The 22,671-nt window shown below is 74.1% G+C and carries 19 protein-coding genes; 12 read left to right on the top strand and 7 right to left on the bottom strand.

The window, feature by feature from the left end:
* The first annotated feature begins 8 nt into the window (after nt 1–8).
* From tap to OG802_RS35430, 6 genes are all read left to right on the top strand, one after another.
* The gene (gene tap / locus OG802_RS35455) at nt 9–2,177 is read left to right on the top strand and encodes a telomere-associated protein Tap (protein ID WP_329417884.1); all 2,169 of its coding nucleotides are present in this window, start codon (nt 9–11) and stop codon (nt 2,175–2,177) included.
* Nucleotides 2,178–2,180: 3 nt separating this feature from the next.
* Nucleotides 2,181–2,738 (top strand): telomere-protecting terminal protein Tpg, encoded by a 558-nt coding sequence (tpg, locus tag OG802_RS35450; protein ID WP_329417882.1) that lies wholly within the window; start codon nt 2,181–2,183, stop codon nt 2,736–2,738.
* 41 nt (nt 2,739–2,779) lie between these two features.
* Nucleotides 2,780–3,532 carry an alpha/beta fold hydrolase gene (locus OG802_RS35445; protein ID WP_329417879.1) on the top strand — a complete coding sequence of 251 codons (753 nt, stop codon included), beginning with the start codon at nt 2,780–2,782 and terminating at the stop codon, nt 3,530–3,532.
* Nucleotides 3,533–3,636: 104 nt separating this feature from the next.
* Entirely contained in the window at nt 3,637–5,019 is a 1,383-nt protein-coding gene (locus OG802_RS35440) for a Fic family protein (RefSeq protein WP_329417876.1), read from the top strand.
* Between the two features lie 373 nt (nt 5,020–5,392).
* A complete protein-coding gene (locus OG802_RS35435; protein ID WP_329417874.1) occupies nt 5,393–5,542 on the top strand; it encodes a hypothetical protein in 150 nt (49 codons plus the stop codon).
* Nucleotides 5,542–8,223 carry an FAD/NAD(P)-binding protein gene (locus OG802_RS35430; protein ID WP_329417872.1) on the top strand — a complete coding sequence of 894 codons (2,682 nt, stop codon included), beginning with the start codon at nt 5,542–5,544 and terminating at the stop codon, nt 8,221–8,223. The genes OG802_RS35435 and OG802_RS35430 overlap by 1 nt, the downstream gene beginning before the upstream one ends.
* A gap of 257 nt (nt 8,224–8,480) precedes the next feature.
* Here the strand turns inward: OG802_RS35430 and OG802_RS35425 are convergent, their stop codons facing one another.
* Complete coding sequence (locus OG802_RS35425) at nt 8,481–8,954, bottom strand: carboxymuconolactone decarboxylase family protein (RefSeq protein WP_329417870.1); 474 nt, start codon at nt 8,952–8,954, stop codon at nt 8,481–8,483.
* Nucleotides 8,955–9,024: 70 nt separating this feature from the next.
* Here OG802_RS35425 and OG802_RS35420 point away from each other — a divergent pair, with 70 nt between their 5' ends.
* On the top strand, nt 9,025–9,909 hold the full coding sequence (locus tag OG802_RS35420) for a sigma-70 family RNA polymerase sigma factor (protein ID WP_329417868.1): 885 nt from the start codon (nt 9,025–9,027) through the stop codon (nt 9,907–9,909).
* 134 nt (nt 9,910–10,043) lie between these two features.
* Here OG802_RS35420 and OG802_RS35415 read toward each other — a convergent pair whose 3' ends face one another.
* The 3 genes from OG802_RS35415 to OG802_RS35405 form a co-directional block, all read right to left on the bottom strand.
* On the bottom strand, nt 10,044–11,012 hold the full coding sequence (locus OG802_RS35415) for a 4'-phosphopantetheinyl transferase family protein (RefSeq protein ID WP_329417865.1): 969 nt from the start codon (nt 11,010–11,012) through the stop codon (nt 10,044–10,046).
* Between the two features lie 98 nt (nt 11,013–11,110).
* Nucleotides 11,111–12,925 (bottom strand): acyl-CoA dehydrogenase, encoded by a 1,815-nt coding sequence (locus OG802_RS35410; RefSeq protein WP_329417863.1) that lies wholly within the window; start codon nt 12,923–12,925, stop codon nt 11,111–11,113.
* A 141-nt stretch (nt 12,926–13,066) separates the two neighbouring features.
* A complete protein-coding gene (locus OG802_RS35405; RefSeq protein WP_329417860.1) occupies nt 13,067–14,044 on the bottom strand; it encodes an aromatase/cyclase in 978 nt (325 codons plus the stop codon).
* Nucleotides 14,045–14,654: 610 nt separating this feature from the next.
* Here OG802_RS35405 and OG802_RS35400 point away from each other — a divergent pair.
* On the top strand, nt 14,655–14,888 hold the full coding sequence (locus OG802_RS35400) for a DUF6059 family protein (protein ID WP_329417857.1): 234 nt from the start codon (nt 14,655–14,657) through the stop codon (nt 14,886–14,888).
* 25 nt (nt 14,889–14,913) lie between these two features.
* On the opposite strand, the gene OG802_RS35395 is transcribed toward OG802_RS35400, so the two are convergent.
* A complete protein-coding gene (locus OG802_RS35395) occupies nt 14,914–15,735 on the bottom strand; it encodes an AfsR/SARP family transcriptional regulator (protein ID WP_329417855.1) in 822 nt (273 codons plus the stop codon).
* Nucleotides 15,736–16,958: 1,223 nt separating this feature from the next.
* Nucleotides 16,959–17,786, bottom strand: a complete 828-nt coding sequence (locus OG802_RS35390; protein WP_329417853.1) for an AfsR/SARP family transcriptional regulator — start codon at nt 17,784–17,786, stop codon at nt 16,959–16,961.
* Nucleotides 17,787–18,147: 361 nt separating this feature from the next.
* On the opposite strand from OG802_RS35390, the gene OG802_RS35385 reads away from it, so the two are divergent.
* The 3 genes from OG802_RS35385 to OG802_RS35375 all read left to right on the top strand — a co-directional run bounded on the left by OG802_RS35385 (nt 18,148) and on the right by OG802_RS35375 (nt 20,492).
* Nucleotides 18,148–18,489, top strand: coding sequence for a PadR family transcriptional regulator (locus OG802_RS35385; protein WP_329417851.1), 342 nt, complete (start codon nt 18,148–18,150; stop codon nt 18,487–18,489).
* Nucleotides 18,486–19,442: a hypothetical protein gene (locus OG802_RS35380; protein WP_329417848.1), complete on the top strand. Its 957-nt coding sequence runs from the start codon at nt 18,486–18,488 to the stop codon at nt 19,440–19,442. The genes OG802_RS35385 and OG802_RS35380 overlap by 4 nt, the downstream gene beginning before the upstream one ends.
* A gap of 129 nt (nt 19,443–19,571) precedes the next feature.
* Nucleotides 19,572–20,492 carry a phosphatase PAP2 family protein gene (locus OG802_RS35375; protein WP_329417845.1) on the top strand — a complete coding sequence of 307 codons (921 nt, stop codon included), beginning with the start codon at nt 19,572–19,574 and terminating at the stop codon, nt 20,490–20,492.
* Between the two features lie 36 nt (nt 20,493–20,528).
* Here the strand turns inward: OG802_RS35375 and OG802_RS35370 are convergent, their stop codons facing one another.
* Nucleotides 20,529–20,984 (bottom strand): nuclear transport factor 2 family protein, encoded by a 456-nt coding sequence (locus tag OG802_RS35370; protein WP_329417843.1) that lies wholly within the window; start codon nt 20,982–20,984, stop codon nt 20,529–20,531.
* Nucleotides 20,985–21,149: 165 nt separating this feature from the next.
* Here OG802_RS35370 and OG802_RS35365 point away from each other — a divergent pair, with 165 nt between their 5' ends.
* A complete protein-coding gene (locus OG802_RS35365; RefSeq protein WP_329417840.1) occupies nt 21,150–22,634 on the top strand; it encodes an FAD-dependent monooxygenase in 1,485 nt (494 codons plus the stop codon).
* Nucleotides 22,635–22,671: the final 37 nt, after the last annotated feature.

The following is a 22,671-nucleotide window of genomic DNA, read 5'->3' as shown; positions in this document are numbered from 1 at the left end:
GCAGGAAAATGGCATCCGAGGAAGAACTGTTCGCCTCTGTCGACGCTCTGTTGAACGAGGAGCCGCATCTCCCGCCCCCGGCAGAGCGTGCCCGGCTGCGTGAGGCCGCCGGGATCACCCAGGCCCGCCTCGCCAGCGCGCTGAAGACGACCACCCAGTCGGTGAAGAACTGGGAGAACGGGCGCAGCGAGCCGAAGTCGCCGCGTCTGGACGCCTATCAGCGGCTGCTGAACGGGTGGGCGGCGAAGTATCCGGCCTCCTCCGCAACCCTCGCGCCGGCCCCGTCCGCACCGGCCGTTCCGGTCCCCCAGTTCTCTGCGGTTCACACCGTTTCCCCGGATGCGAGCGCGTCGTCCGGCGGGAAGGCGGCAGAGGCCGCGCCCACTCCCCCCGCTTCGGCCCGTGCGGCCGCATCCGCTCCGGCACCCGCCCCGGCCCGCCCGCACACCGGCTCCTCCCCCGCACGGCGTCCGACCGTGCGACGGGCACGGGCGGCGCAGGGCGCCGTGGCCGATCCGCGGTTTCCGCACGGGCCGCTCGCCGTCCTGGACGGTGACGGCTGCGCCTACGGCGTCGACGGGCTCGTGCTGGACTGTCCCGCGACGACCGTGGTGGAGCTCGTGGAGTGGACGTTGCGCGAGTCGGGGCTCGGTGCGCCCAAGCTGAACCGGCACGGCAAGGACTCGGATCCGCTGATCGTGCTCACCGCGTCGGCCGCCGTGAAGCTCGGCCTTCCCGAGCGCCTGGAAGGGCACGAGCAGCGCCGTTCGCTGCGGTTGCCGGAGGATCACCCGGTGGTCAAGGAGGTGGCCGAGGCGAAGTGGCGGCTCACTCAGCGCGGGTTCGGTCCCTGGCCGAGGATCTACCGCAAGGTGCAGGGCCGTGAGCGGCAGTGTGTGCAGCTGGCGATCCTGTCGTGGGACGCCCTGGACGAGCGGGCCTGGCCCGGTGTCGCGGAACGGGAGCCGGCCGAGATCGCCCGCGCCCTGACCGTCTACGCCACCCGTGTCATCACGCCGCGCGGTTCCACCGCCGTCTCCGGTCTGGAGCTGATGACGGCGTTGCGGCCGCCCACGCGCGCGGTGCGCGACGAGGCGAGCGGGAACTGGGTGGGGGGCCGCAATCCCGGTTCGCTGGGGACGGAGCCGGTGGATCCCGCGCCGCCGGAGGCGACGCCCGAGCATCCCGTGGTGGTGGGCAGCGGGTGGACGGGCGGGTTCCTCGACGAGGAGGCCTATCAGTGGGTGCGGCCGGTGGAGCTGCTCGGGGACGAGGAGTGCACGCTGCCGTATGCCGTCGGTCTCGACCTCAACACCGCGTTCCTGGCCGCCGCGGCCCGGCTGGTCGTCGGTCTGTCCGCGCCCGACCATTTCCGCGCGCCGGCCTTCAATCCGAAGATCCCGGGGTCCTGGCTGGTCGATCTGTCGCACGTGGAGGTGGATCCGCGGCTGCCGTCGCCGTTCACGCCGAGCGGGGAGCGGCCCACGGGGCCCGCCTGGTACCAGACGCACACGGTGGCTTATGCGCAGGAGCTGGGTTTCAACGTCCGTCCTGTGGAGGCCTATCTGCGCCGGGAGACCGGCGCGTATCTGGACCCGTGGCACGACCGGCTGAAGACCGCCTATGTCGACACCCTCGCCGACCTCGGCGTCACGAAGGATCTGGACGACCGTGAGTTCCTCGCCGCGATGGAGCGGCACAAGGAGGTCGATCCGGCCCTCGCGGCGGTCCTCGCCGCCGTCAAGGCGACCGTGAAGGGCGGGATCGGCAAGCTGCGCGAGCGTCCGCAGGGCAGGCGGTACCAGCAGGGTGAGCGGTGGCCGGCGTTGCAGCGGCCGACCTGGCGTCCCGACATCCGCGCGGCCGTCATCAGCAAGGCGCGGGTGAACATGCACCGCAAGCTGACCAACATGGCCAAGATGACCGGCCTGTTCCCGCTCGCCGTCCTGTCCGACTGCGTCGTCTATCCGTCGCCGGGGCCGAGTCCGCTGGACTTCCTGCCCTACGCCGCTTCGGGCAAGCCGCAGCCCGGCGCGTTCCGGCTCGGTCCGTCACCCGGTCTGGCCAAGCTGGAGGGCGTCCAGTCGATGCTGTGGGCCGTCGACCTCATGGAGAAGGGCTTCAATCCGGCCCGGCACATCAAGGGCGGCGACGCCGTCCTCGACGAAGGCGAGTGACCCGTGGCAGAGATCGACGACGCCATCGACCGCGCCGACCAGGAGCACTTCACCCGCCAGCCGCCCAAGACCCTCAAGGGCCGCGTCAACTTCCTGGTCAAGCAGCTCAAGACGACCCGGGCGGTGGCGGCGGAACTCGGTGTCAGCCAGCGGTCGGTGGAGCGGTATCGCACCGGTGAGCGCAGGAATCCGCCGCAGGCGATCGCCGACCGTATCGAGGCCGCCGTGCGGCGGCGGTGGCAGCCGCAGGTGCGCAAACGCCGTCGCGAGCAGGCCGCGACCACTCGCGGGATCACCGTCGAGACCAGGGCCCGGTTCGGCTACACCGCGCCCGTGGGGACCACCGACGACGGGCGGTTCCGGCGTCTCACGGTGCATCTCCCTCCGCCCTACGCGCAGCGGCTGTTCGACGCGCGCGAGGCCGGGTCCGGCGACCGGGAGCTGCGCGCGATCATCGCCGAGGGCTTCAAGGACGTGTACTTCCAGGACGGCGGGACCCGCGCCTCCGGCCTCAGCGACGTCACCCTCAACGACATCGACTACCTCGACCTCGACTACTGACCGCAGGACGAGCCGGGGTGGTCCTCCGCTAGGTTTCGGACATGGTTGATCACCGCTCGGTCGACGTTGATGGGGTTCGGCTCGCCTATGAGGTCTCGGGTCCGCCGGAAGCTCCGCCGCTCGTCCTGTTGCACGCACTGGGCGAGGACGCTTCGGACTGGGGTGTCGTGGCGCCCGTCCTGGCCCGCAGTCGGCGGGTCCATGCCCTTGATCTTCGCGGTCATGGCCGAAGCGACTGGCCCGGGGACTACACGCTGCAGCTGATGCGGGACGACGTGCTCGGTTTTCTGGACGCCCTGGCTCTCGACCGGGTGGATCTGATGGGGCACTCGATGGGCGGGATCGTCGCCTATCTGTTCGCCGCAGAGTATCCGCGGCGTGTGGACCGGCTCGTCCTGGAGGATGTCCCGGTGCCGCGACCGCGCGAGCAGTCCGCACCGGTCAGGCCGGACGGGAAGCTGACGTTCGACTGGGAGATGGTGCTGGCCGTCAGACGGCAGATCGACACACCTGACCCGGAGTGGCTGGAGAATCTCAGCAGGATCACCGCGGAGACCCTTGCCGTGGCCGGCGGCCCGGGAAGCCATGTTCCCCAGGAGGGCATCGCCGAGGTGGCCCGACGCGTCCGTCGAGGGCGAGTCGTCACCATTGCGGCCGGGCACCTCATCCACCACACCCGGCCGACGGAGTTCGTGGAGGTGGTCATGCAGTTCTTGCAGCCGCCCGGAGACGGGCCGGCCGCACGGCCGTCGCTCCAGACGGATGACGAGATTCCTCTTCGGCCCTCGAGGTGATGATTGGCGCGCTTCGGCACACGGGACCGACGCCGCTTCGCCCGGCACATCGGCCCTGCGGTAATCCGGTTGAACAGCGGCGGGCGGCGGGGCAGGCTTGCGCGGTGATTGTCGAGCTGGCTCCCCGCTTTCTGACCTGGGACGACGTCGATCCCGCCCGGCATCGCTTCGATGGGGCGTCGGCGTCGCGGGTGGTGCGGTCGCTCGGGCCCGCACGGAGGGTTCCGAGCCGCCCCGACATCCCCTTCGGTGACCCGGCGATGAGTGACTGGAGCTGGAGCGAGGGGCGGCCCTGGGCCGAAGCCATGTCGCACGCCCTCGCCGAGCACTACGGCCGCTGGACGGTGGGCTGGCGCTGGGCGCACGACGAAGGCGACTTCGACGGAGGACCGGTCGGGAACTGGTGCTGCCCCCGGGACTCGATCACCACCCCTGAGGAGACGCTCACCCGTGTCGTCGCGGCGCTGTGCGAATGGCGCGGGTGGGTGGAGAGTCTCGCCGGGTGGTTCGAGGCGTACCCGCTGGACCTGGCCGGCATCGAGGACCAGCGGATCCTGTGGGAGCGTGCCGCCCGGAACCTGATCCTTCAGGTGAGCGACCGCACCGGCTGCGGCAGCGGTTGGCACGGACACTGCCGTCAAGTGCTCACCTGGTTCCTCAGCCGCTGGGGCGTCGCGCCCGACCGCGCGCAGGAGCTGGTCGACGAGGCGGTCGGCGGCCGGTTCGCGAGCTGGACCGGCCCCGGCATCGTGCTGGTCGACGACGTCGCGGAGCAGCTCGCCCTGTCGGTGCGGCCGGACGACGGCGCACGATCCGCCGGGCCGGCGCCGGACCACCTCGAGCGCTGGCTCGCGGTGCGCGGCACCGTGCCGTGGCCGACGGCTTCGGAAAGCGGAGGGGACGAGCCGGTGGTCCCGTCGTGCGACGGCGCGGCGGAGGACATACGGGCCTTCGACGGCGCCTTGGACCCCGCCCGCGCCCGAGGCCTGCTGACCGCCCTGGAGCTGTTGCGGGCCGACGCGGCGTGCGGCTCCCCTCTCGACTTCGCGCTGCTCCAGCGCTGGCAGCAGCATGTGCTGGGCACACCGCGGCCGCCGTCGTTCCGCGACCTGCCGGCCTTCGCCAAGGGGGGCCGGGAACGCTACGGAATCGGCCCGGACACCAGGGCCCGCCTCGACGCCTGCCTGGCCGAGAGCGCGCGAAGCGCCGAGCGGCCTCTTTCCCTGTCCGCCCGGGCCGCGCGTGCCTGTCTCGACGTGTGCTTCTTCCATCCCTTCGACGACGGCAACGCCCGGTCCGCGTTCCTCACCCTCGTCTTCGTCCTCGCCCGCGAGGGCGTCGCGCTGGACGGGGTCGGCCTGCTGCGTCGCGTCAGCTTCCAGGCCGACGAGCCGCAGGACGCACTGATCCTCACGCGCTACGTCGAGAGCCACCTCGCGGAGACCCGGCGCAAGGTCGCGGCGCAGGACCACGACCACAAACGGTGACGGCCCTGCCTTGCGGGCCTTACGGCCACGGGCAGGTCGCCGGCCCCTGACGGAACCGGCTGGGTCGCCCTCGGCAGGCAGAACGCCTACAGCAGCGTCGGCATCAGCGTCTACGCCATCTGCGCCAACTGAACGTCCCCCGCAGTCAGTCGCTTCACCGCCCCGCCGCCGGAGGTCCGGCGGCGGGGCGCGCGCGTCCCCGGGGAGCAACTCCCCCGATGCGGGAGCGGCCGCGGCCGTCTCGTGCGGTCGGCGAGCGGGGTTCGAGGGGCTCACGAGCGGACCTCGACCCGAGTTCCAGCGGGGCGATCGAGGATGCGGCCAGGCGGGGAGGCCACAAGCCTCCGTTCGGCGTTCGGCGTGAGGAGTGCGTATGCGCAACCTGGACCGTGGGCCGCGTCGTCGGCGTCCCGAGCTGGAGCGGGCCGAGGGCGCGCCCCTCGCCGCCGACGCCGTGACGGGCGGGGCCTCCGCCGCCGTCCACGTGACCGGTGCCGTGGTGGTCGAGGGAGGGCGGCTCTGATGCGCCGCGTCGCGGTCGTCGGGGCGGGTGCGGCGGGATCGCTGACGGCGGCGCAGCTGCTGCGGCAGGCCGCCCGGCGCGGGCGGGCGGTGGAGGTGTGGCTGGTCGATCCGGGGAGCGGGACCGGGCCGGGCGTCGCCTACGGCACGTCCGATCCGCGCCATCTCCTCAACGTGCCCGCCGCCCGCATGAGCGCCTTCCCCGACGACCCCGGGCATTTCCTGTGCTGGCTGCGGGAACGCGACCCGCTGGCCGCGCCCGGTGACTTCGTCCCGCGCCGGGTGTACGGGCAGTACCTGAGCGATGTCGTCGAGCGCGCCGTGCACGCCTGCGGGCGCGGGCGGCTGCACCGGGTGCGGGACCGTGTCGTCGCCGTCCGCGAGCAGAGGTCGGGGCCGGCTCTGCGGCTCGCCGGCGGTGGCGAGCTGCGGGTGGACGCGGCCGTGCTGGCGCTGGGCGGTCTCGCCACGGCACGCGACTGGGCGGGTCCCGAACTCCGGGCCTCGGGGCGGTTCGTGGCCGATCCGTGGGCTCCGGGCGCGCTCGACGGCCTCGCCGGGGAGGGGGACGTCCTCCTCGTCGGCACCGGTCTGACCATGGTCGACCTGGCCGCCACGCTGGCCCGTCCGGACCGTGTGCTGCACGCGGTGTCGCGGCACGGGCTCCTTCCGCACGAGCACCTGCCCGCCGCCGCCCCGCCGGTCGAGCCGCCGGACCTGGACGGTTCGCGCGGTCTCGACGCGCTGCGCCGCGGCGTCCTGCGGCATCTGTCCGCCACCCGCCGGGCCTGCGGGGACTGGCGGCCCGCCCTGGACGGACTGCGCCCGCTGACGGCCGCGTTGTGGCAGCAGCTGCCGGTGGCCGACCGGGTCCGGTTCCTCGACGAGGACCTGCGGACCTGGGAGGTGCACCGCCACCGGATGGCTCCCGCGACGGCGGCCGCGCTGCGCGGGCTGCTGACGGCGGGCCGGCTGCGGATCGGCGCCGGTGAGGTGGTGCGTGCCGTGCCGGTGGACGACGCGGTGGAGGTGGCCCTCGGCGACGGCACCCGGCTGCGGGTCGGTGCGGTGGTCAACTGCACCGGGGCCCGGCCGGGTTCGCACGGCACGGCGGATCCTCTGGTGCGCTGCCTGCTGGAGCGCGGGTACGGGCGGACCGGTCCCGCCGGTCTGGGGCTCGACACCGCCGCCGACGGACGTCTGGCGCCCGCGGCCGGCGTCCCGGCCGCGCGGCTGTGGACGCTGGGCGCGGCGCGCCGCGGGAACCTGCTGGAGACCACCGCGATGCCGGAGATCCGTGCGCAGGCCGCCGAGGTCGCGGGCACCGTGCTGGACGCGCTCACCGACCGCCGTGCCCCCGCCCCGACCGACCGGTACGGGCTGCGCCTGAGCACGTCACGGGAGGCGGCGGAGCTGTACGACCGGGCGCTGGGACGGATCCTGGCGGGCAGTCTGGGCGCCGAGGCGCTGCTGGCCGAGGCCGTCCGCGTCGACCCGGGCTTCGCCGTCGCCCACGCGACGCTGGCGCTGCTCGACCACGCGTGCGGGAGCGCCGAGGAGACGCCCGCGGCGCTCGCGTCCGCCCGCCGGGCCGCGGCCGTGCGGGCGGACGAGCGCGAACGCGGCCTGGTCGCCGCCGTGGACGCCTGCCTGACCGGTACCGAGGAGCGGGGCAAGGCGGCCCTGCTGGGCCATGTAGCCGGGCATCCGCGGGACGCGCTGGCCGTGAGCGCGGCCGTGCCGACCGTCTCCTTCAACGGGGTGACCGGCGCCGAGGAGGCCTGGGCGCTGGTCGAGGGCCTGTCGGGGACGTACGGCGACGACTGGTGGTACCTCGGCCAGCTCGCCTTCGTCCGGCAGGAGCAGGAACGCTGGGAGGAGGCCGAGGCCCTGGCCTCACGGGCGCTCGCCGTGCAGCCCCGCGCCGGTCACGCCGTCCACGCGCGGGCGCACGTGTACTACGAGACCGGTGAGCACCGGGCTGGTCTGTCCTGGCTGGACGAGTGGCTGGGCCGGTACGGGGAGGGGGCGGCCCACCGTTCCCACGTCGCCTGGCACGTGGCCCTGCACGAGTTGTCGCTCGACGACCGTCCCGCGCTGCTGCGCCGCTACCGGTGCGAGCTGACCGCCTCCCGGGTGAGCGGAGGGCGGCTGCTGGTCGACTCCGCCTCGCTGCTGTGGCGGGCGCGCATGACGGACAGCTGGAGCGGCGGGCTGCCGGTGGCCGAGCTGCTGGAGGCGGCTCCACGGCACTGGCTCGACGCGCCGGCGACGGGCTTCGCCGCCCTGCACAGTGCGGTGGCCTTCGCCGCGGCCGGGGACCTCGACGCGCTGGGGCGGCTGCGCGCCCACGCGCTGGCCCACCATCAGCGGGTGTTCGCGCGGGTGATCGCCCCGCTGTGCGACGCGCTGGCGGACGTGGTCCGGGAGGACTGGCTTCCGGCGGTACGGCGGCTTGCGCCGCTGCTGCCCCTGGTCGCGCGGACAGGCGCGAGCAAGGCCCAGCAGGAGGTGGTGGAGGAGACGCTGCTGCACGCCCTGGTCGCGGGGGGCGAGTGCGACCGGGCGGCACGGCTGCTCGCCGCCCGCCTCGACCGCCGTGCGTCGCCCCTCGACCGGCGGCGGCTGGAGTCGGCGCGGGGGCGGAGCAGGGCGCTGAGTGGAGGGCTGGTGGGGAGCTGAGTGAAGGGCTCAGTGAGGGGCTCAGTGAGGGGCTAAGTGAGGGGCTAAGTACTTTGTCCGCGCGCGCGTCCGTCGTTCGGCCGGGGCGGCCGTGGCGGCCGTGGCGGCTGGGACGTCTTCGGGCGGTGGCTGCGTGGTGGACGGCGGGCTTCGTGGGCGTTCAACTGCGGCGGTCCGTACGGGTTGTGGCCGGGCCGCCGCAGCGACGGTGGTGGGGTTTCGCCGCCGCCGGCGCGCCGGCGGTCGGCCGGGTCCGGTCACCAGGTGGCGCCGGCGGGCTCCTCGATCGTGGCGTTGATGCGGTTGAAGAAGTTGGTGAGGCTGATCATCAGGATGAGCGCGGAGAGCTGCTCCTCGTCGAAGTGGTCGGCGGCCTCGTTCCACACCTCGTCGGGGACGGCCTTGCCGCTGCGGTCGGCGATCCGGGTGGCGGCCTCGGTCAGGGCCAGGGCCGCACGCTCCTCGTCGGTGAAGAAGGGCGCCTCGCGCCAGGCGGCCACGGCGTGCAGGCGTTCGTCGCTCTCGCCGTGCTTCTTCGCGCCCGTCACGCCGGCGAACACGCAGGCGCTGCACCCGTTGATCTGGCTGGCCCGCAGGTGGACCAGCTCCAGGATCTGCGGGGCGACGCCGCCTTGGTACATGGCCTTGTAGATGCCCTGGATGCCCTTCATGGCGTCCGGCAGGACCATGGCGGGGTTCTTCATCCGGGCGGTGGTGGCGGCCTTGTTCATCTGATGCCCTCCGGGTGATCCGTTAGCGTCTGTCACTGGACCGACGGATCCGGACGCGGGGGTGTGACAGGTGAGCGCGAACTTGTTTCTGGCGGACCGTTTCGAGGCGGAGCGGCCCGGGCTGCGGGCGGTGGCCTACCGGATGCTGGGCTCGCTCGCCGAGGCGGAGGACGCCGTCCAGGAGGCGTGGCTGAGGCTGAGCCGCGCCGATGCCGGCGAGGTGCGCAACCTGGGGGCCTGGCTCACCACGGTCGTGGGCCGGATATGCCTGGACATGCTGCGTTCGCGGGCGTCGCGGCGCGAGGATCCGCTGCCGGAGCGGGACGGTCCGGTCCGGCTTCCCGACCCGGTGGTCACCGCGGCGTCCGGCGTCGACCCCGAGCAGGAGATCCTCGTCGCGGACTCGGTGGGCATCGCGCTCATGATCGTTCTGGAGGCGCTCTCGCCGGACGAGCGCCTCGCCTTCGTCCTGCACGACATGTTCGACGTGCCCTTCGACGCCATCGCCCCCGTCCTCGGCCGGACGACCGTCTCCACCCGGCAGCTCGCCAGCCGCGCCCGCCGGCGCGTGCAGGGCGCGGCCCCGGCGGCCGACACGGACGTCGCCTGCAAGCGCGATGTCGTGGACGCGTTCCTGACCGCCTCCCGCGGCGGCGACTTCGAGGCGCTGCTGGCGGTGCTCGCGCCGGACGTGGTCGCGCGCTCCGACGGCGGCGCGCTCGTGCCGAGCGTTCTGCGGCGCGGGGCGGCCGACGTGGCGTCCCAGGCGGTCGCCTTCGCCCGCTTCGCGGCCGACGCCCGGCACGTCCTGGTCAACGGCGCGCCGGGCGTCGTCTCGTTTCGCGGGGGCCGGCCGCTGTCGGTCATGTCGTTCACCATCCGGGGCGGCCGTATCGCCGGGCTGGACGTCCTCAGCGATCCCGACCGTCTGAACTCGCTCGGTCTGACCGCCTGACCGTCCGACCGTCTGACCGTTCGACTGCCTGACCGTTCGACTGCCTGACCGCCCGACCGCCGACCGCCCGACCGCCCGACCGCCCGACCGCCCGCTCGCTCGCCCGACCGACCGAGCCCGGGTCTCGCACCGGCTCAGATGTCCACCGTCGGGGAGTCGTCGCCGGTCGGGGTCATCGCCGTGAGCAGGCGTCGGTCCAGCATGGTGCCGACCGAGGTGTCGCCGGCCGGGTCCAGTCCGGCGTCCTGGCAGGCGGCGCTGACGAGGTAGCGGCCGAGCACGGGGTGGGTGGCGAACGCCCACTCGTCGCCGAGGGCGGCCGCGCCGTCGGGGGTGCGCAGTCCGCCGAGGGCGAGGTCGAAGCCGAACTCGGTGAACGGCAGCCTCATGCCCTGGCCGAGGGCCTTGGTGTAGGCCTCCTTCAGCGTCCACAGACGCAGCAGGCACGCCGCCCGCCGGTCCGCGGGCAGCGCGTCGAGTTCCGTCCTCTCGGCCGGGGTGCACATCCGGCGCCGCATCAGGTCGACGTCGAAGCGCCGGTCCGCGCGCTCGGCGTCCAGGCCCATCCGGCCCATCCTGCTGATGCCCACGGCCATCAGCTCGCCGGTGTGCGTCAGACCCACCTCCACCTGGTCGAGTCCGCGCAGGTACGGGCGGCCGCCGAGCCGGTAGGCGATGTCGATGTCCTCGGGGCCGATGCCGAGCGCGGCCGCCGCCGTGTACTTGATGAGCAGCCGGGAGGCGGCGAACCGGCTGCGGACCGCGGGATCCTGGGTGCCGGTGTAGCGGTTCCAGTCGCGGCCGAGCAGCGGCTTCAGACGGGGTGTGGTGAGCACCGCGGGCAGCCATTCGGTCCAGGTCGCGTACGCGACCGTGGCGCCGCGGTCCAGGAGGTTCTCCCTGACGCCCAGCCAGGAGCTGTCGGGGCGCGGGATGTGCACGGGCGGTGCGACGGCGCAGCCGCGCGCGGTGGCGACGACGCCGAGGGCGCTCATGCCCTCCAGGGCGGCGAGGACGCCGACGGTGTCGCGGGCGTCGATGTCGTCCGTGGCGCGCCCGCCGGCGCCGGCCCCGTCCGTGAACTCACCGGGGTGCGGGTGCATGGCGTTCGCCTCCTTCCGTGGTCCTTCCCGCCGGGCGCTCTCCCGGGGCTGCCGGGTCGCCCCCTGCGGTGCCGAATCGTTTCTGTCCAGGTGGGGTCTCACGCGAGCCGCATTCCGTACAGGTCGAAGCTGCGCCCGCGCCGGTACCGGTCCACGAGGCCGGCGGCGAGATCCTGGGTGACGCCGTCCGGCGGCTCGGGCACCTCCAGGCCCAGGCGGCGGCCGAACCGGGTCAGGGCCAGCAGCGCCCAGTCGGGTTCGGCGAGCAGGGAGCCCTCCGGGGTGTCGCGGGCCGCGTTCTCGCAGACGGCGAGACAGGCGGCGGCGGCGAGCAGCAGGCAGTACCGGTCGACGAGCACGTACGCGGCCGGGGCGAGTCCCCCGGCGCCGGCGCGTCCGGAGAGCGTGGCGCACCGGTCGGCGAGGCTGCGCACCTCGGCGGCGAAAGCGCGGGCCAGGTCGGCGAGCGCCGCCCACCGGGGCCCGCGGTCCCGCCCGCCGTCGAGCCGGTCGGCGGCGCCGAGCAGCACGGCGAGCAGCCCGTCGCAGCCGCTCTGCGGGTCGCGGGGCTCGGCGTCGAGCCTCGGGAAGTCGAGTGCGGCGCTGGGGCCGCCCGGTGTGAACAGCGCGGCGGGGGCCTCGTGGCCGGTCTCGTCGCGCCAGGCCGCGTGGGCCAGGGTGCGCAGATGGGGGACGAGCACGGCCTGGGTGTCGGCGGTCCCGGCGTGTCCGAGCCCGGCCACCGGCAGGTCGCGCACGAGCTTCTGGAAGCCGCCGTACTCGGGGGAGCGGTCGTAGCCGCGCGCGCCGAGCACCGCGGCCAGCTCGTCGAGGTCCTCGTGCAGCAGCGCGGACACGGCGTACTTGACGGCCGCCGAGGGGACCAGGGCGTGCTCGGGGGCCAGGTCGAGCAGCCGCATCCCGGCGACGGCGAGGCTGTCGCACGCGAGCAGGTCGGCGAAGACCCCGGCCAGCACCCGGCCGCGGCGCCCGCGCAGCACCAGCCCGCGGCGGGATTCGCTCAGGGCCCGCACGGCGTAGCGCAGCGCGCTGTCCATCCCGCCGACCAGGGCCCCGCCGGACACGACGGCCCGGCTGACCTGGAAGGTGCGCAGCGCCAGGTAGATGCCCTCGCCGAGGTCGCCGACCAGGGCGTCGGCGGGCACGGGGCAGTGCTCGAGGTCCAGTCCGGCGTAGTGGGCGCCGCGCATGCCGTGGGTGCGGGTGCGCGGCAGCCGGTGCACGGCGTGCGCCGGGAGCCGGTCGGTCTCCAGCAGGAACACGGAGTGGCTGTCCGGGCCGTCGCCGGGGGCGGTGCGCACGTAGGCGACGAAGGCGTCGGCCCGGTCGGCGTTGATGACGACCTCCTTGCGGCCGTCCACGACGAAGCCGCCGCCCGGCGCGGGGCGCGCGCTGTACTCGCCGCGCAGGATCGCGTTGGCGTGCGCGAACTCGCGGTGCAGGATGGTGATGCGGCCACCGTCGAGCAGCCGCCGCGCGGTGTCCCGCCGCTGCCGCCCGTCGCCGGCCGTCCACACCACGGACGCGGCGAACAGCGCGGTCGTCCCGGCGCCGAAGCCGAGCGCCACGTCCCGCCGGAACACCGGCCGCATCACCTGCGCGAGGCCCTCGACGCCGGCGAGCCGTCCGCCGAGCGCCCGCGGCACGAACTCCGCGGCCAGGCCGAAGCGGTCGAGCAGGTCCTCGGTGGCCGCGGGCGCCTCGCGCCGCTCGTCGGCGGCGAGCAGCGCCCGCTGTCCGTGCGGGTTGTCGTCGGCGAACGGGTCGCCGAGCAGGTCCTCGACGTACCGGGCCCGTGCGGCGCCGTCACCGGGAACCGCGCGGTGGCGGGGGACGGCGGGCCGCACCGCGGCCCCGGGCGCCTCCGCGCCCGCGATCAGGTTGTCATTCACGTGGGACCTCCAACATCGGCCCGTCCGGCCAGTGGTGGACGGACGGACGGACCGTTCAACGCGGTGAACGCGGTGAGCACGATGCGCGTGGTGAGCAGGATGCGCGTGGTGAGCGCGGCGGCGGCCGGAAGGCCGCGCGGCTCAGGCGCGGCCGGCAAGTGCGCTCTCGGCGTGCTCCCCGGCCATCCGCAGCGCGGCGACGCTCTCCCGGCCGAGCCGCGCGCGCAGCGCCTCCCGCGCGACGCGCAGCGCCTCGGCCCCCTCGCCGTACCGCTCCCGCACCCCGTCCTCGTCCAGCACGGCGTGGTGCCGCGCGACGACGGTGACGCCCGCGCCCCCGACGTCGGGCTCGACCGACCACTCCCCGGTGTGCGCGGCGAGCAGAGCGGGCTGCTCGGTGTCCCGGATGTCCTTGTAGACGATGCGTCCGGCATGCGGGAAGCCGATCCGCACCGACTCGGTGGTGCGCGTCGTGCCGTCGGCCCCGGCCAGCTCCACGGTCATCAGCTGTACGCCGGGGCCGCGTTCGGAGATGCCGATCCTCGTGGCGCCGGGCACGGCGTCGCCGCGGTCGCCGAAGCGGTGCAGGAACTCGTAGACCGGCTCGACGGGCGCGTCGATGCGCACCGACTCCTCGAACGACAGGACGAGTCCGTCCAGGCGTCGCCAGCGTTCGGCGAGCTGCCGCAGGTTGTCGAGCGCGGCGCGCGTGTTCTCGGCGGTGGCCCGCTTGACCCAGTCGACGTCCGCGCGCGAGTTGTCGGCGACCGCGAAGTCGTTGCGCAGGGTGACGAGAGACTGCTCGGGGCCCCGCGGCTCGACCGTCCAGCTGCCGCCCATGGACGTCACCGGACGGGGCAGCACCTCCTGGCGGAAGTCGACGCGGTGCGCCACCGGGTCCAGGACGCGCCGCGTGGTCCAGGACCTGATCTCGCCGTTGGCGGTGACCCACATCCGCAGCCGCTCCGACTCCCCGTCGAACTCCAGCTGTTCGACGTGGACCGTGGGCGGCAGGAAGACCGGCCAGCGCAGGGCGTCCGCGATCAGGCCGTAGAGCACGCCGGCCGGGGCGTCCACCTTCGTGTGCTGGGCCGTACGGTGCACAGGCGCGAGGTACATCGGCCACACCCCTCTCGTCTCGGACGTCCGAAAAGCCCGTGGGCCAGGGGCCGCCGTGACCGGCCCGGCCCGTACAGGCTCGCCATGGACTGTGTCCTGATCGGGTGGAGAACACCTCGGAGGCCGCTCGATCCCGGCTCGAATCGCCAGCACGCGCGTCGCCGCCGCCCTCGCGCCGCCCTCCGCTCGACGCCGGCTCGACCCGCGCCCGACCACGACGACCGACCCTCCGCGGCCCCGCACGACGACTTCCTCTCCGCCGTCCCACGCGACGACCGGCCACGGACGACCGGCCACGGACGACCGACTCTCCGCGGCCCCGCCCCCGCCCCCGCCCCCGCTCCCCGGGCACACGAAAGCCGACCGGACGAGGCTTCCGGTCGGCTGGGCGTCTCGACGGCGCCGGCAGGCGGGTGTGCGGGGTGTGCGGGCGAGCTGTCCGGGGCGGGGGCAGCTGTGTGCGGGCGGGCGATCTGGGCGGGGGCGGTCCGGCGCTTCTCGTGGATCCGCCGGGGCCCGTGCCGGGCTCGAGACGATGTCAGGCGGTTCACGAGCGCACGGGCCCAGCCTGACGGGCGGGAACGGCGGTCCGCTGCCCGAAGGAGTCCTGATGGCGTTTTCCGGTGCCCGGCGCGTGCGACAGGCCGCCCGTGCCCTGGCGGCCTGCTTCTGGGAGTGCCTGGTGGCCGCCGGCGCCGCCTACGTGGCGGGCGAGGCGGCCCGGGACGGCGCCGCCGGGCTGCTGCACGAGCCCCCGCCCGGCCACCCGGAGCGTCTGCGCCCCGATGTCCCCCTGACATCGCTGGAACGGGCCCTGCTGCGGGAGTTGGACCTCGCGGACTGACCTGCCCGGCGTCGGCGCCGCGCCGTCAGGCCGCGTACAGGTCGAACGTGGAGGTGCGCCGGGGACCGGACATCACGTCCAGCTGGGGGTCGACGGCGAGCATCGCCTGGTGCAGCCGCTGCAACTGCGGCGACGGCTCCACGCCCAGCTCCTCGACCAGACGGCGGCGCAGCCGGTGGTAGACGTCCAGCGCGGCGGCCTGCCGGCCGGAGCGGTACAGCGCCACCATCGCCTGCGAGTGCAGTCCCTCGTGCTCGGGGTGACGGGCGGTCAGGTCCATCAGCTCGGCGGTGACCTCGGTGTGCCGGCCGAGCCGCAGGTCGGCGTCGATGCGGCGCTCCCGGGTGACGAGCCGGCTCTCCTCCAGCCGCATCGCCTCGATCTCCAGCACCGGCCCGACGCGTACGTCGACCAGGGCGGGCCCCTGCCACAGGTCCAGCGCCTGGCGGTAGGTGCGCGCCGCCGACTCGTCGTCGCCCTTCTCGAAGGCCTGCTGGCCCTCCGTGACGAGGCGTTCGTAGGCGTGGACGTCGACCGCGTCGGCCGGTATCTGGAGCAGGTAGCCGCCGTGCCGGGTGGCGAGCACGTCCTTGGCGGTGCCGGGGGCTTCGGGTCCCATGGCGGTGCCGAGGCGGCGGCGCAGCTGGAGTATGTAGGTCTGGAGGGTGGTGAGCGCGCTCTGGGGGAGGTCGGGGCCCCAGATCTCCTCCATGAGCGTGGGGACGGGCATGACCCGGCCCGGGTAGAGGGCGAGCAGGGCCAGGATCTGACGCGGCTTCCCGGCCGTCGGGACGATCGACATCCCGTTGACGTCGGCACTCAGTGGACCAAGAACACAAATCTTCATGGTTTCCTCCCCGTACCTCGACGGCTGTGTCGGTTTCCGATCCGGTGTGCGAATCGGTGCCCGAGGTTCGTCGATATTGCGCCACGCGGGGGCCTGTCGCCCTTTCCCGCGACGCGGATACGAGGCGCGCCGTATCCCGCCGCGATCCGGCCCTCGGATATCGTCGAGGAATCATCGAGTGACCTTCTTGCGGTCCCCTTCTGCCGGGCGGCGCCGACATTTCCCTGATACGGCCCTGACCGCCGGGAAAAAAGGTAACGGACCGTCTTATGCCAAGCGGAATCCCGCTGTCGGCTTTTCGCGCCATGGAACGCGTCGCCGCCCGGCACCGGCGTGACGTCCCGCCCGCGCCGGCCGCTGCCGCCGCCGGTGACCGCGCGCACCGCCTGCGCCTGACCCGACCTCGACGGAACCCGGAAATCCGCTGGAGGGACGTCGGTCTTTTCGCCGCCGTCCGCGTATCGGGTCTGGAGAGTCTGTGGTCCGATGGGGGCCGGGAGATTCATCCGGGGATCCGCACCACGCGTCATTTCCCTTTTCCGGCCGGTCGGAACGGATCACCGGACGGGGCCCGCCATGGAATGCGAATCCGCCAGGGAATGCGATGCGCACGTCCCGCAGGGCCTTCCACGGGCTCATCGACGAGGTGTCGGGCGGGCATCCGCCCCGAACTGCTGCGCCGGGCGCTGTCGTCGTGGCGGGGGGCGGCCCTGGCGGGCAGCGTGTGCACGAGCGTCTGCGCGTCTGCGCGTCTGCGCGGCCGAGGCGGCCCTGCCGGCGGAGAGTCGCCTGGCGGTGCTGGAGGCGCTGCACGACGGCCGCCTGCGGCGTCACGTGGAGCGCCTCACCTCGGAACACGAGGCCCTGATCCGCCGTTGCGACCGGCTGGCGGCCGGCTGGCGGCCCTGGCGGTCCTGGCGGTCCTGGCGGCCCTGCTGGAGCAGCCGGCGCCGGCGGCGACTGCGCGGGCCCGGTGACCGGCGACTGCGCGGGCCCGGTGACCGGTGGCTGCGCGGGCCCGGTGACCGGTGGCTGCGCGGACCCGGTGACCGGTGGCTGCGCGGGCCCGTTGACCGGTGGCTGCGCGGGCCCGTTGACCGGTGGCTGCGCGGGCCCGTTGACCGGTGGCTGCGCGGGCCCGGTGGTCCCGGCCGTTCGGGTCCCGGCCGTTCGGCGCGGGGCGGCCCGGCCGGGCGGGCGGGACGTGGTCGGGCGGGACGCGGTCAGCCCACGCGGACCATGGGCTGCCCGAGGATCTCCGGGTCGCGCGCCGGAACGGTCTCCGGGGTGGCCATCAGGATGGAGCGCTGGAGGCGGCTGAGCGTCGCCGACGGCTCCAGGCCCAGCTCGCGCACGAGCGTGGTGCGCAGCCGCTGGTAGACGTTGAGCGCGTCGCCCCGCCGCCCGGACCGGTGCAGGGCCACCATGAACTGGCCGTGCAGGCTCTCGTGCATGCGGTGCCGGTTGACCAGGACGGTCAGCTCGGACAGCAGCTCGCGGTGGCGTCCGCGGCGCAGGTCGGCCTCGATGCGCTGGTCCAGGGCGCACAGCCGGGCCTCGTCCAGGCGCTTGACCTCCAGGCCGATCCGGCTGCCGGCGGTGACGTCGGCGAGCGCGGGGCCGGTCCACAGCGCCAGCGCCTCGCGCAGCCGCCGGGCCGCGCCGGAGAAGTCGTCGGCGTCCATGGCCCGGTAGCCCGCCCCGGCCTGCTTCTCGAACTCGCGGAAGTCGATCCGGCCGCCGCGGGTGTTCAGACGGTAGCCGCCCGGGAGGGTGACCAGGATGTCCTTGGCGGTGACGCCCTGCTCGCCCGACTGGGCCAGCGCCTCGCCGATCAGCTCCCGCAGTTGCAGCACGTACGTCTGCAACGTGGTACGGGCGCTGCGCGGCGGTTCGTCGTCCCACAGCTCCTCGATCAGGGAGGAGACCTGGACCACGCGGTCCGCGTGCAGTGCGAGCAGGGCCAGCACCTGCCGCGGCTTGGGAGCCGTCGGTGTGACGGAGATGCCGTGCTCGCGTACCGACAGCGCGCCCAAAACCTCGATGTCCACTGTCTCCCCCTTCGTCCGGTGCCGGTTGCGTACGGATCCATGCCATGGGGACCGCCGCTTGGAAGCTTGGACGGGGTCCCACGGCTCTTGCTTGAGCACGAGTAAAAAACAGCATAGTCGGTTTGTCAATGAGAAGTGAAGATGTCCGCGCTCGCGCGCCAGGCCGGCCGACCGCTCTCGGGCGCTCTCTCCGGGCCGGCTCTCCAGGCCTTCGTGGAGCGGCAGTTGGGCATCGGGCGCGGGGGCCGGGCGCGGGGCGTCGGGGCGTCCTCGTCCGCATCCTCGTCTTCGTGGTCGTCCTCGTGGTCGTCCTCGTGGGCGACTGGCGGATATATATCGGTGATCGATATATTCTCTTCGTATGACGAGACGGAACCCGCCCCTGACGGAACCGCAGTACTTCATCCTTGCCGCGCTCATGGACGGTCCGCTGCACGGTTACGGCATCATCAAGGCCGCGGAGCAGGCCACCGACGGGCGGCTCCGGATCGCTGTCGCCACGCTCTACGGCGCGCTGGAGCGGATGGAGCGGGGCGGGCTGGTGGCCGCCGGCCAGGAGGAGGTCGTGGACGGGCGGGCGCGGCGCTACTACCGGCTCACCGAGGACGGCACCGAGGCGCTCGGCCGGGAGGCGCTGCGGATGCAGCAGGCGGCGGCCGTCGTCATCGGACGTGCGCGGGATGCCGGAGCGGCCCCGGCATGAACCGTCTGCTGCTCGCCGCCTATCCCAGGTCCTACCGTTCCCGTCAGGGCGCGGAGTTGCTGGCCTGTCTGGCCGAGGCGTATCCGGGCCGTTCGTGGCCCCCGCCGCGGGAAGTCGCCGCCTTGGTGCGCTCCGGAATAGGGGCCCGCGCCCGTGCCACCGTCGACGACACCACGCGGCCGTGGTGGCTGGACGGCATCCATCTGGCCGCCCTGGCCCTCGCCGCGCTGGCGCTGGTTCCGTACTTGCAGGACGTGTGGCACTGGGCCCTGCGCATCGACCCCGCAGAGCAGGCCATCGCCTTCCGCTTCTCCGGCTGGTACCCGTGGGCCGCAGGTCCCACGCGGGTGCGGCTGCTGCCCTACGGGCTGCTGCCGCTGGGCTGCCTGGTCGCCCTGCTGCGGGGCAGGGCGTGGGTCGCGCTGCCGGCCGCGGCGGCCATGATCTGGGCCGGCGCCACGACCCACGGCCGCACCCTCTTCGGCAGTGAGGGCAAGGCGGGCCTGAGTTACTACGGGCTGGGCGCCCCGCTGACCGCCCGCGACCTGGCGCTGTCGGGGGCGCTGTGCGCCGTGTGCGCCGTGCTGGCGCTCTGCCGGCCCGGCCGTCTGCGACGCCGCTCGTACGGCTGGCTGGTCCCCGTCGTGCTCGCCATGTTCGTGGCCGGGGGCCTGCACGTCATCTCCGTCAGTCCGGCCTTCCAGCGCGGTCTGTTCGTGCTCGAGGTCGTCGCGCTGCTCGGCGCGTGGGCGGCGACGGCGGCCACGGGCGACCACCGGTGGCTGATCCCCGTCGCGGCGGTCGCGAGCGTCCGCACGCAGGCGATCGTCGTCCGGCCGGACGCGTTCATGCAGTCCCTTCCGGACCTGGTCGTTCTCCTCCTCCTGATCGCGCCCCTCCCCGCCCTGGCGATCACCGCCCAGCGCCGGCAGGGGCAGGCACTCCCCGAATAGGAGCGGGCCCCGGCGGGCCGCCGGGGCCCGCCGGCCCACGCGGCGCCGCCGAACGTGCCCCAAGACGTGCCCTGACCGTGCCACGAGACGTGCCCTGACCTGACTCCCTTCGACGGAAGAACCACAGCGATGACTCAGCACGATTCCCCGACCCTGCCCGCGCACCGTCCGGGAGCCCCGGGGCAGGCCCCCGAAGCCCACGACGCCCCCGGCCCGTCGCGTGCGGCACGGCCGTGGATGCCGGCTCTGCTGTACACCCTGGGGTTCCTGGCGGTGTATCTGCTCGCCGTCTGCACCCCGTGGGGGCAACGGGCCGAGAACGCCCTGTTCGGTCTGGGGAAGCAGGGCAGCGAGGAAGCGTGGATCTACCCCCTGTCCGGCGCGGAGTACGGCTCGACGCCCCTGCCGCCGATGGAACTGAGCGCCAAGCCCACCCTGATGGCGGGCCTGGCCGTCATCGTGGTCCTCACCCTGGTGCGGCGGTGCTGGTGGCCGGGGTGCGCGGCGCTCGGGGTCGTCCTCGTCACGACCGGAGGCAAGGAGGTGCTGAAATCGCACCTGCCGCGTCCCGACCTGGTGGGCGCGCCCGCCAATCTCCTCGACCAGGGTTTCCCCAGCGGGCACACCGTCATTCCCGCCGCGCTGACGCTCGCCGTCGTCCTCGTCGTCTCCCCCCGCACACGCCCCTACGTCGCCTCGGCCGGTGTGCTGTGGCTGGCCTGCATCGCCGCCGCCAGCGCGACCATGGGCGGCCACCGGCCCGGCGAAGTGCTGGGGGCCACGCTGCTGGCCTGTGCCTGCTACGGCGTCGCCGTCTGGCTGCTGCCGTCTGCCGCCGCGCCGGTCGCCACGCGGAGCCCCCGTGCGCTGACCGTCGTCACCCTGACCGCGGCTCTGGCCGTCGCCCTCGCCTCCGGCGCACGCGACGACACCCTCACCAGGTCGCTGGTCTCCGGGGCGGCGGGCTTCGTCTGTGCGGCCCTCGTCTGGCACGCCGCAGTCGGCCGGCCCGCACGCGCCGCCCGCCGCACGCCCCCCGCTCGGGGCTGACCACCGCGCGGTCGGCCCGCTCGGGGTCCCTCGGGGTCAGGTGCGGCGAGGGGGCTCGCCCTCGGTGAAGAGCACCTCGAACGACAGCGCGTTCAGCCGCCATCCGGCCGGGGTCCTGCGGGCCTCGCCGGAGGCGAGCGTGCCCGCGCGGAACAGCGGCGGGCGGTCCGTGCCGGGGTGGTGGACGTGGGTGGTCAGCACGTTGGCGCGGAACGCGGCCCGGTCGCCGTCGACGGTCACCACCGGCGGCGAGCCCAGGTGCTGGGTGCGGGTGAAGGCGGCGAGGGAGGCGCGGTGCCAGCCGGCGAGGCCGGCGCGTCCCGCGTGGCGGCTCATCGGGAACGTGACGACCGCGTCCTCGGTGAACAGGCTCCGGGCCCAGGCGTCGTCGAGCTTCTCGTCGTCGAGCGCGAGGAGATAGCGGCCCAGCAGTTCCCCGACCAGAGCGGCGTCGGCTGCCGTGGCCGAGGCGGCGAGTTGGTTGGAAGTCACCGCCCGAGCATGGTGCCGGGCCCTCTCGCGGGACCAGGTTCCTGCCGAAGATCTGACATTGGCGACAGAGTTCTGTATTGGATTGCGCGAAGCCTGTAACACCTTCTCTTTACCGTCTTCCCGTGGCCCGGCAATACTCGTCAAACACCAGTCGGGAGAGGGCGGATGAATACCTTTGACGCGGACGTGATCATAGTCGGAGCAGGGCCTACTGGACTCATGCTCGCAGGTGAGTTGAGTCTTGCTGGAGTCTCCGCCCTGGTCGTCGACCGGCTTGCCGAGCCCATCAGGGAATCGCGTGCCCTCGGGTTCTCCGCGCGCACGATCGAGGAATTCTCCCAGCGCGGACTGATTTCCCGGCTCGGTGACGTGGACGTCATTCCGTTCGGTCATTTCGGCGGTGTGCCGCTCGATTACCGTGTTCTTCCCGGCGGTTCCTACGGCGCCCGCGGCATCCCCCAGTCGCGGACGGAGGGCATGCTCGCCGGCTGGGTCGCCGAGCGCGGTGTGCAGGTGCGCCGCGGCGTCGAGGTCACCGGCGTCGAGCAGGACGACGACGGGGTCACCGTCCGCGTCGCCGGGGACGGCGAAGGGACGCTGCGCGCCCGCTACGTCGTCGGCTGCGACGGCGCCCGCAGCGTGGTGCGCACCAGCGCCGGCATCGACTTCCCCGGCACCGCGCCCACCGTCGAACTGCGCTTCGCCGACGTCGCCGGAGTGCAGCTGCGCCCGCGGTTCAGCGGGGAGCCCGTGCCCGGCGGCATGGTCATGGTGCTGCCGCTCGGCCCGGACCGCGCCCGCGTCATCTACTACGACCGCGCCCAGCCGCTGCGCACCGGCCCCGGCCCGATCACCTTCGAGGAGGTCGCCGAGGCCTTCCGGCGCCTGTCCGGCGAGGACATCAGCGGCGCCACGCCGCTGTGGGTGTCCTCCACCACCGACGTCAGCCGCCAGGCCGCCGAGTACCGCAGGGGCCGCGTCTTCGTCGCCGGCGACGCCGCCCACATCCACCTGCCGATCGGCGCCCAGGGCATGAGCGCCGGCGTCCAGGACGCCGTCAACCTCGGCTGGAAGCTCGCCCTCGACATCAAGGGCCGGGCTCCCGAGGGACTGCTCGACACCTACCACGCCGAGCGCCACCCGGTCGGCGCCCGGATCCTCGCCAACACCCTCGCCCAGCGCACCCTCTACCTCGGCGGCGACGAGGTCGACCCGCTGCGCCAGGTGTTCGGCGAGCTGGTGCGGCACGAGGAGGTGCAGCGCCACCTGGTGGGCATGGTCACGGGGCTCGACATCCGCCACGACGTCGGCGGCGACCCCCACCCGCTGCTCGGCCGCCGTCTGGAGGACCGGCAGATCACCGTCGACGGCGTCAAGCGCGGCGTCCTCACCCTGCTGGAGTCCGGGCGCGGCCTGCTGCTCGACCTGGCCGACAGCGCCGAACTGCGCGCCGCGGCCCGCGGATGGTCCGACCGCGTCGACACCGTCACCGCCCAGGGCCCCGAGGGCGACACCGCCCCGGGCGGCCTCCTGGTCCGCCCCGACGGCTACATCGCCTGGGTCGGCGGCCCGCACGACGGCGCCGGCGCCGGGACGAGCGGCATGCCGCTCACCAGGGCGCTCGGCCGCTGGTTCGGCCCGGCCGACTGACCGGCGCCCCTGCCCACCGCACGTCACATCCTTGAGG

Origin of the sequence: Streptomyces sp. NBC_00704, assembly GCF_036226605.1 — a bacterium.
Lineage (GTDB): Bacteria > Actinomycetota > Actinomycetes > Streptomycetales > Streptomycetaceae > Streptomyces.
The sequence above is the reverse complement of the archived record's forward strand: the minus strand, read 5'-3'. Positions and strand labels throughout refer to the sequence as shown.

Coding starts and splice junctions, on each gene's coding strand:
- tap (WP_329417884.1), top strand. CDS start 9: ATGGCATCCGAGGAAGAACTGTTCGCCTCTGTCGACGCTCTGTTGAAC.
- OG802_RS35445 (WP_329417879.1), top strand. CDS start 2,780: ATGGTTGATCACCGCTCGGTCGACGTTGATGGGGTTCGGCTCGCCTAT.
- OG802_RS35435 (WP_329417874.1), top strand. CDS start 5,393: ATGCGCAACCTGGACCGTGGGCCGCGTCGTCGGCGTCCCGAGCTGGAG.
- OG802_RS35430 (WP_329417872.1), top strand. CDS start 5,542: ATGCGCCGCGTCGCGGTCGTCGGGGCGGGTGCGGCGGGATCGCTGACG.
- OG802_RS35425 (WP_329417870.1), bottom strand. CDS start 8,954: ATGAACAAGGCCGCCACCACCGCCCGGATGAAGAACCCCGCCATGGTC.
- OG802_RS35415 (WP_329417865.1), bottom strand. CDS start 11,012: ATGCACCCGCACCCCGGTGAGTTCACGGACGGGGCCGGCGCCGGCGGG.
- OG802_RS35405 (WP_329417860.1), bottom strand. CDS start 14,044: ATGTACCTCGCGCCTGTGCACCGTACGGCCCAGCACACGAAGGTGGAC.
- OG802_RS35400 (WP_329417857.1), top strand. CDS start 14,655: ATGGCGTTTTCCGGTGCCCGGCGCGTGCGACAGGCCGCCCGTGCCCTG.
- OG802_RS35395 (WP_329417855.1), bottom strand. CDS start 15,735: ATGAAGATTTGTGTTCTTGGTCCACTGAGTGCCGACGTCAACGGGATG.
- OG802_RS35385 (WP_329417851.1), top strand. CDS start 18,148: ATGACGAGACGGAACCCGCCCCTGACGGAACCGCAGTACTTCATCCTT.
- OG802_RS35380 (WP_329417848.1), top strand. CDS start 18,486: ATGAACCGTCTGCTGCTCGCCGCCTATCCCAGGTCCTACCGTTCCCGT.
- OG802_RS35375 (WP_329417845.1), top strand. CDS start 19,572: ATGACTCAGCACGATTCCCCGACCCTGCCCGCGCACCGTCCGGGAGCC.
- OG802_RS35365 (WP_329417840.1), top strand. CDS start 21,150: ATGAATACCTTTGACGCGGACGTGATCATAGTCGGAGCAGGGCCTACT.